At 74.4% G+C, this 6,982-nt stretch carries 2 protein-coding genes and 1 pseudogene; all 3 read right to left on the bottom strand.

Going from position 1 to position 6,982, the window contains the following annotated elements:
• Positions 1 to 624, bottom strand: a 624-nt coding sequence (locus tag AB0L29_RS35320; RefSeq protein ID WP_365833434.1) for a beta-ketoacyl synthase N-terminal-like domain-containing protein, incomplete at its 3' end; no start/stop codon positions are given.
• A 56-nt stretch (positions 625 to 680) separates the two neighbouring features.
• The gene (locus AB0L29_RS35325; RefSeq protein WP_365833436.1) at positions 681 to 6,836 is read right to left on the bottom strand and encodes an SDR family NAD(P)-dependent oxidoreductase; all 6,156 of its coding nucleotides are present in this window, start codon (positions 6,834 to 6,836) and stop codon (positions 681 to 683) included.
• A 63-nt stretch (positions 6,837 to 6,899) separates the two neighbouring features.
• A pseudogene (locus tag AB0L29_RS35330) lies at positions 6,900 to 6,982 on the bottom strand (KR domain-containing protein); the annotation flags it as partial.

The following is a 6,982-nucleotide window of genomic DNA, read 5'->3' on the forward strand; positions in this document are numbered from 1 at the left end:
GCGCAGCGCCTGCACGGCCAGGTGCAGGGCGACCAGCGACGACGAGCACGCCGTGTCCACCGTCACCGCCGGGCCCTCCAGGCCCAGGGTGTAGGCGACCCGGCCGGAGACGATGCTGCCGTCGCTGCTGCCGAAGCCGTAGTCGTGGTACATCACGCCGGCGTAGACGCCGGTGGGGCTGCCCTTGAGGGTCAGCGGGTCGATGCCCGCCCGCTCGCACGCCTCCCAGGCGGTCTCCAGCAACAGCCGCTGCTGCGGGTCCATCACCAGCGCCTCGTTCGGACTGATCCCGAAGAAGGCGGGGTCGAAGTCCGCAGCGTCGTGCAGGAAGCCGCCCTCCCGGGCGACGGTGCGGCCGGGCTTGCCCGGTTCGGGGTCGTAGACGCCGTCGATGTCCCAGCCCCGGTCGGTGGGGAAGGCGGACACGGCGTCCACCCCGTCCGCCACCAGCCGCCACAGTCCGTCCGGGGTGGTGACGCCGCCCGGGAAGCGGCAGGCCATGCCCACGACGGCGATGGGCTCGGTCGCGGCGGCCGTGATTTCGGCGTTGCGGCGGCGCAGACGCTCGTTGTCCAGCACGGACTTTCTGAGCGCCTCGACGATCTGCTCGACGGATGCGTCCACGGTGAAGACAAACCTCTCGGTCGGTGAAGTCGGCGGGATCGGCGGGATCCGGGCACTCAGCTGGTTTCGTCGGTCGACAGCGCCGCGCGGACCAGGTCGTCCACGTTCATGCTCTTGATCGTTTCGCTGCGGTCGGCGGGTGTCTGGGCCGGTGCGGAGCCGGTCAGGGTGCCCCGCTGGGCGGCGGCGAGTGCGAGCAGGCCGTCCAGCAGGCCGGCCTCGCGGAGGCCGTCGAGGGACAGGGTCTGCAGGGCGCTGCGGACGGCCGCCTCGTCCGCTTCGATGGCGGCGGTGTCCGGCGCGCCGTCGTCCGGGGCCGGCAGGGCGGGTGTCAGTTCGTCCAGCAGGTAGGTGGCGAGCACGGCGGTGCTGGGATAGTCGAACATCAGGGTCGCCGGGAGACGCAGACCGGTCGCGGTCTGGAGCCGGTTGCGCAGTTCGATCGCCGCCAGCGAGTCGAGACCGAGCTCGGTGAATCCCTTGGTGACGTCGATGGCGTGCGGATCGTCGTGGCGTACGGCGGCCACGTGGGTGCGGACCAGGTCGAGCAGGGCGCGCTCGCGCTCCGGGCCGCTCAGCGGGGCGAGCTGTTCCTCCAGCGTGCCCGGGGCGGAGGCGGTGGCCGCGGGGTCGGCGGCCGGTGCCGGCGTCGTACGGGCCTTGGCGGGGCGTGCGGCGTCGCGGCGGGCCGCGCGGACGATCTCGCGGAACAGCGGGGAGAGTTCGTCGTCGGCCGCCGTGGCCAGCGCGGCGGGCTCGAGACGGATCGGCACGAGCAGTGCGTCGTCCAGGGCGACCGCCTCGTCGAACAGGGCGAGACCCTCGTCGGTGGTGAGGGCGGGCATGCCCAGCCGGCCCATGCGGTGCAGGTCGGCGTCGGTGACTCCGCCGCCCAGGCCGGTCCTGACCGTCCACAGCCCGAAGGCCAGGGAGGTGGCGGGCAGTCCGGCGGCCCTGCGGTGCTGGGCGAGGGCGTCGACGAATCGGTTGGCGGCCCCGTAGTTGCCCTGTCCGACGCCGACGAGGAGTCCGGCGCAGGAGGAGAGCAGGACGAACGCGGTCAGGTCGAGGTCGCGGGTGAGCTCGTGCAGGTGCCAGGCAGCGTCGGCCTTCGGCCGCAGCACCGCGTCGATCTGCTCGGGTGTCAGGGCACCCGTCAGGGCGTTGTCCATAACGCCGGCCGCGTGCACGACCCCGCGCAGGGGCCGGCCCTCGGGGATGTCCGCGAGGAGGTCGGCGAGAGCGGTGCGGTCGGCGGCGTCACAGGCCACGGCGGTCGCTTCGGCGCCGAGCGCGGCGAGTTCCGCGAGGAGTTCCCGGACGCCGGGCGCGTCCGGTCCGCGGCGGCTGGTCAGCAGCAGGTGGCGGACACCGTGTTCGGTGACGAGGCGACGGGCCACGAGGGCGCCCAGGCCGCTGGTGCCTCCGGTGACGAGGACGGTTCCCTCGGGGTCCCAGGGAGCGGGCCGTTCGGTCTCGTCGACGGGGATGCCGGTGAGCCGGGGGACGCGGACGTCGCTGCCGCGCACCGCGAACTCGGGTTCGCCCAGGGCGGCCAGCGGTGCGGTGACGCGGCTGCCCGCACCCAGGTCGGTCAGCAGGATGCGGCCCGGGTTCTCTTGCTGGGCGCCGCGCACGAGGCCCCAGACGGCGGCCTGTACGACATCCGCGGACTCGTGGGTGCCGGTGTCGTCGCCGACGGCGACACCTTCGTGGGTGATCACCATCAGCCGGGAGCGGGCGAGGCGTTCGTCGGCCAGGAAGGACCGGATCGTCTCCAGTACCTCGCCCAGCACGGTCCGCACCGCGGCCGGGACGTCCCCGGAGGGGCGGGGGCAGGGGTAGAGGAGGAGGTCCGGCGCGGGTCCGCCGGCGTCCAGGGCGGCGGTGAGGGCCGCCGGCCCCTCGTACGTGGGGGTGTCGTCGTCGACTCCGGCGTCCGCGGGGTCGGTGCCGATGACCGCCCACCGGCCCGCGGTGGTGCCGCCGGCGGTGCCGAGCGGCAGGTGGCTCCAGCCGACCCGGTGCAGTGCCTCCCGCTGCTCGGCCCCGGTCGAGGCGGCCGCCGCGGCGGCGACCCGGTCGGGGGTGACGGCCCTGACGACGAGGGATTCCACCGTGGCGACGGGCAGCCCGGTGCTGTCGGCCAGTTCCAGCCGTACGGCGTCCGGGCCGATGGAGTTGAGCTTGACCCGCATGCGGGCGGCGCCGCCGGCGTGCAGGGAGACCCCGGTCCAGGCGAAGGGCAGGTGGGAGGCGCCGACGTCCTGGGGGCGGTAGCCGCCGAGGAAGTCGGTGGCGCTCAGCGCCGCGTCCAGCAGGGCCGGGTGCACCCGGTAGCCGGTGGCCTCCTCGCGGGCGTCCTCGGGGAGCGCGACCTCGGCGTACACCTCCTCGCCGTGCCGCCACACGGCCTTCAGGCCGCGGAAGGTGGGGCCGTAGTAGTAGCCCTGGCTGGTCAGGTAGTCGTAGACGTCGCTGATGTCCACGGACTCGGCGCCCGGGGGCGGCCAGGCGCCGGCGCCCAGGGGGACGGGCACGGCGGTGGGACTCCCGGAGGAAGCGAGGAAGCCGGAGACGTGGCGGGTCCAGCCGACGTGCTCGGGTGCGTTCTCCGCCCGCGAGTACACCGCGAGGGAGCGGCGGCCGGTGGCGTCCGCGGCGCCGACGAGGACCTGGACCGCGGTGCCGCCGGTGGCCGTCAGCGGCATGATCTGCTCGATGGTGAGTTCCTCGACGAGGTCGCAGCCGACCTCCTCGCCGGCGCGCAGGGCCAGTTCGACGTAGCCGGTGCCGGGCAGCAGCAGGGTGCCCAGCACGTTGTGGTCGGCCAGCCACCGCTGGGTGTCCATGGCGAGCCGGCCGGTGAGGACGACGCCGCCGGACTCCGGGGAGACGACCACGGCGCTGAGCAGGGGGTGGCCGCCGGGCAGCTGGCCGATGTCCTCGGCCCCGCCGGACGTCGGCGTGGCGGTGGCGTCCAGCCAGTACCGGCGCTTCTCGAAGGGGTAGGTGGGCAGGTCCAGCCGGCGTTCGCCGTGGCCGGCCAGCAGGGCGGCCCAGTCGGGCCCCGCGCCGTGCACGTGCAGCCGGGCGAGGGCGGTGAGCAGCGCCTGCGGCTCGGGCAGGCCCTTGTTCAGGGCCGGTACGACGACGTGGTCCGCGCCCTCCAGAGCGGCTGCGGCGAGTGCGCTGAGCACCCCGTCGGGGCCGATCTCCACGTAGCGGGTGACGCCCTCGGCCTCCAGCCGGCCGAGGCCGTCGGCGAAGCGCACGGCCTGGCGGACGTGCCGCACCCAGTAGTCGGCCGAGCCGAGTTCCTCGGGGCGGGCCTCCCGTCCGGTGACGTTGGAGACGATCCGCAGGGACGGGGTGCCGTAGGTCAGGCCGGCGGCGATCCGGCCGAACTCCTCCAGCACGGGTTCCATCAGGGGCGAGTGGAAGGCGTGCGAGACGCGCAGTCGGCTGGTCCGGCGGCCGAGCCCGGCGAAGTGGGCGGCGACGGCGAGGACCTGGTCCTCGTCACCGGAGACGACCACCGAGGTGGGGCCGTTGAGCGCGGCGATGCCGGTGGCGTCACCGAGCAGCGGCAGCACCTCCTCCTCGGTGGCCTGCACGGCCATCATGGCCCCGCCGGCGGGCAGCGCCTGCATGAGCCGCCCGCGGGCGGCGACCAGGGCACAGGCGTCGGGCAGGGACAGCACTCCGGCGACGTGGGCCGCGGCGAGTTCGCCGACCGAGTGGCCCATCAGGACGTCGGGGGTGACACCCCAGCCCTCCAGCAGCCGGTAGAGGGCCACCTCGAAGGCGAACAGGGCGCTTTGTGTGTAGACGGTCCGGTTCAGCACGGGCGTGCCGGTGTCGTCGTCGGCACCGTCGCCGACGGTGAACATGATCTCCCGCAGCGGGCGGTCCAGGTGCGGGTCAAGCTGTTCGCACACGGCGTCGAGGGCGGCGGCGAACTCCGGGAATGCGGCGTACAGGCCGCTTCCCATGCCGGGGCGCTGGGCGCCCTGTCCGGAGAAGAGGAACGCCGTGGGGGCGCCCGGCTCCACGGTGCCCTCGACGGTGCCGGGGCGCTCCTGCTGTGCCGCGAGGGCGGCGAGGGCGGCGAGCGCGTCGTCCCGGTCGGCGGCGAGGACGACGGCCCGGTGGTCGAGCGCGGCACGGGTCGTCACCAGCGACAGGGCGGTGTCGGCGAGGTCGCGTCCGGGGTCCTGCGCCAGCCAGGACGCCAACTGCTCGGCCTGGCGCGGCAGTCCGGAGGCGGTCCTGGCCCCGAGGACCAGCGGCACCACGGGCAGTGCCGGTGCGGTACGCGGTCCGGGGGCGACCTCCGGCTCCTGCGCGGGTGCCTCGTCGGGCGCCTCCTCGATGATCATGTGGGCGTTGGTGCCGCTGAGTCCGAACGACGAGACGCCGGCCCGGCGCGGCTGCTCCCCACGTGGCCAGGGGCGTTCCTCCGTCAGCAGCCGGACGTTGCCCTCCGTCCAGTCGACCTGCGGGGAGGGTTCGTCGACGTGGAGCGTGCGCGGCATGGTCTCGTTGCGCAGGGCCATGACCGCCTTGATGACGCCGCTGACGCCGGCCGCCGCCTGGGCATGGCCCATGTTGGACTTGACGGACCCGAGCCACGCGGGCTCCTGGGCGGTGCGTTCCTGTCCGTAGGTGGCCAGCAGTGCCTGCGCCTCGATCGGGTCGCCGAGGCGGGTTCCGGTGCCGTGGCCCTCGATCAGGTCGACGTCCGCGGCCGTCAGACCGGAGGCCTCGAGCGCCTGCCGGATGACGCGCTGCTGGGAAGGGCCGTTGGGGGCGGTGAGCCCGTTGGAGGCACCGTCCTGGTTGATGGCGCTGCCGCGGATCACCGCGAGCACCGGGTGGTTGTTGCGGCGGGCGTCGGACAGGCGCTCCACCAGCAGCAGGCCCACGCCCTCCGACCAGCCGGTGCCGTCGGCGGTCCCGGCGAACGCCTTGCAGCGGCCGTCCGCGGACAGCCCGCGCTGCTGGCTGAAGTCGATGAACAGCTCCGGGGTCGCCATGACGGTGACTCCGCCGGCCAGCGCCATGGTGATCTCACCCTGCCGCAGCGCCTGGCAGGCCATGTGCAGTGCGACCAGGGACGAGGAGCACGCCGTGTCCACCGTCACCGCCGGGCCCTCCAGGCCGAAGGTGTAGGCGACGCGGCCGGAGGCGATGCTGGCGGCACTGCCGTTGCCGATGTATCCCGTCAGGTCCTCGGGCACGTGCGGCAGCCGGCTGCGGTAGTCGTGGTACATCACGCCCGCGTACACGCCGGTCCGGCTGCCGCGTACGGACTCCGGGTCGATGCCCGCGCGCTCGAACGCCTCCCAGGCGCCCTGGAGCAGCAGTCTCTGCTGCGGGTCCATCGCCATCGCCTCGCGGGGCATGATGCCGAAGAACTCGGGGTCGAACTCGTTGGCGTCGTACAGGAAACCGCCCTGCCGGGTGTACGTCCGGCCGGCGACTCCCGGCTCGGGGTCGTAGAGCGAGTCGAGGGGCCAGCCGCGGTCGTCGGGGAAGTCGGCGACGACGTCGCGGCCTTCGGCGAGCATCCGCCACAGGTCGTCCGCCGAGCGCACGTCACCGGGGAAACGGCAGCTGATGCCGACGATGGCGATCGGTTCGTCGGTGTGCGCCGGCCCGGCGGGAGCCGTCGGGCCGGGCTGCGGCCCTGCGCTCTGCGCCTCGGTGTCCGGGGAGACACGGCTCTTGAGGTATCCGGCGGCGGCCCGCGCGGTGGGGTAGTCGAAAACGAGCGTGGCGGGCAGTCGGACCCCGGCCTCCGCGCCGAGCGCGTTGCGCAGCTCGACCGCGGCCAGCGAGTCGAAGCCGAGGTCCTTGAAGGCCCGGTCGGCTCCGACGGCATCGATGCCGGAGTGGCCGAGCACCGCGGCCACGTGCTTGCGCACCAGGTCCACCAGCAGGCGGTCGCGCTGGGAGTCGTCCAGTCCGGCGAGGCGCCGGCCGAGTGTGTTGCCACCGTCGGCGGCGGTGGCCGAGCGGGCCGTCCTGCGCGCGGGCGTGCGGCTCATGCCCTTGAGGAGGGTGGGGAGTTCGTCGCTGCGGGCGGCCAGGGCGGTGGGGTCGACGCGCAGGGGGATCTGGACGGGCTGGTCGGTGCGGATTACGGCCGCGTCCAGCAGGGCGAGCGCTTCGTCCACCGCGAGGGCGGGCAGGCCCAGGCGCGCCATCCGCACCTCCGCCTCCGCCTGCGAAGAGGCACCGCCCAACCCCGTCTCCGCGGCCCACAGGCCCCAGGCGAGGGAGGTGGCCGGCAAGCCCTGGGCCCGGCGGTGGACGGCCAGGGCGTCCAGGAACGTGTTCGCGGCGGCGTAGT

Origin of the sequence: Streptomyces sp. NPDC052701 (genome assembly GCF_040678355.1) — a bacterium.
Taxonomy (GTDB): domain Bacteria; phylum Actinomycetota; class Actinomycetes; order Streptomycetales; family Streptomycetaceae; genus Streptomyces.

What these genes read in the sequence shown, in the direction of transcription:
- AB0L29_RS35325 (WP_365833436.1), bottom strand. Translation starts at nt 6,836, where the DNA reads ATGGCGCGCCTGGGCCTGCCCGCCCTCGCGGTGGACGAAGCGCTCGCC.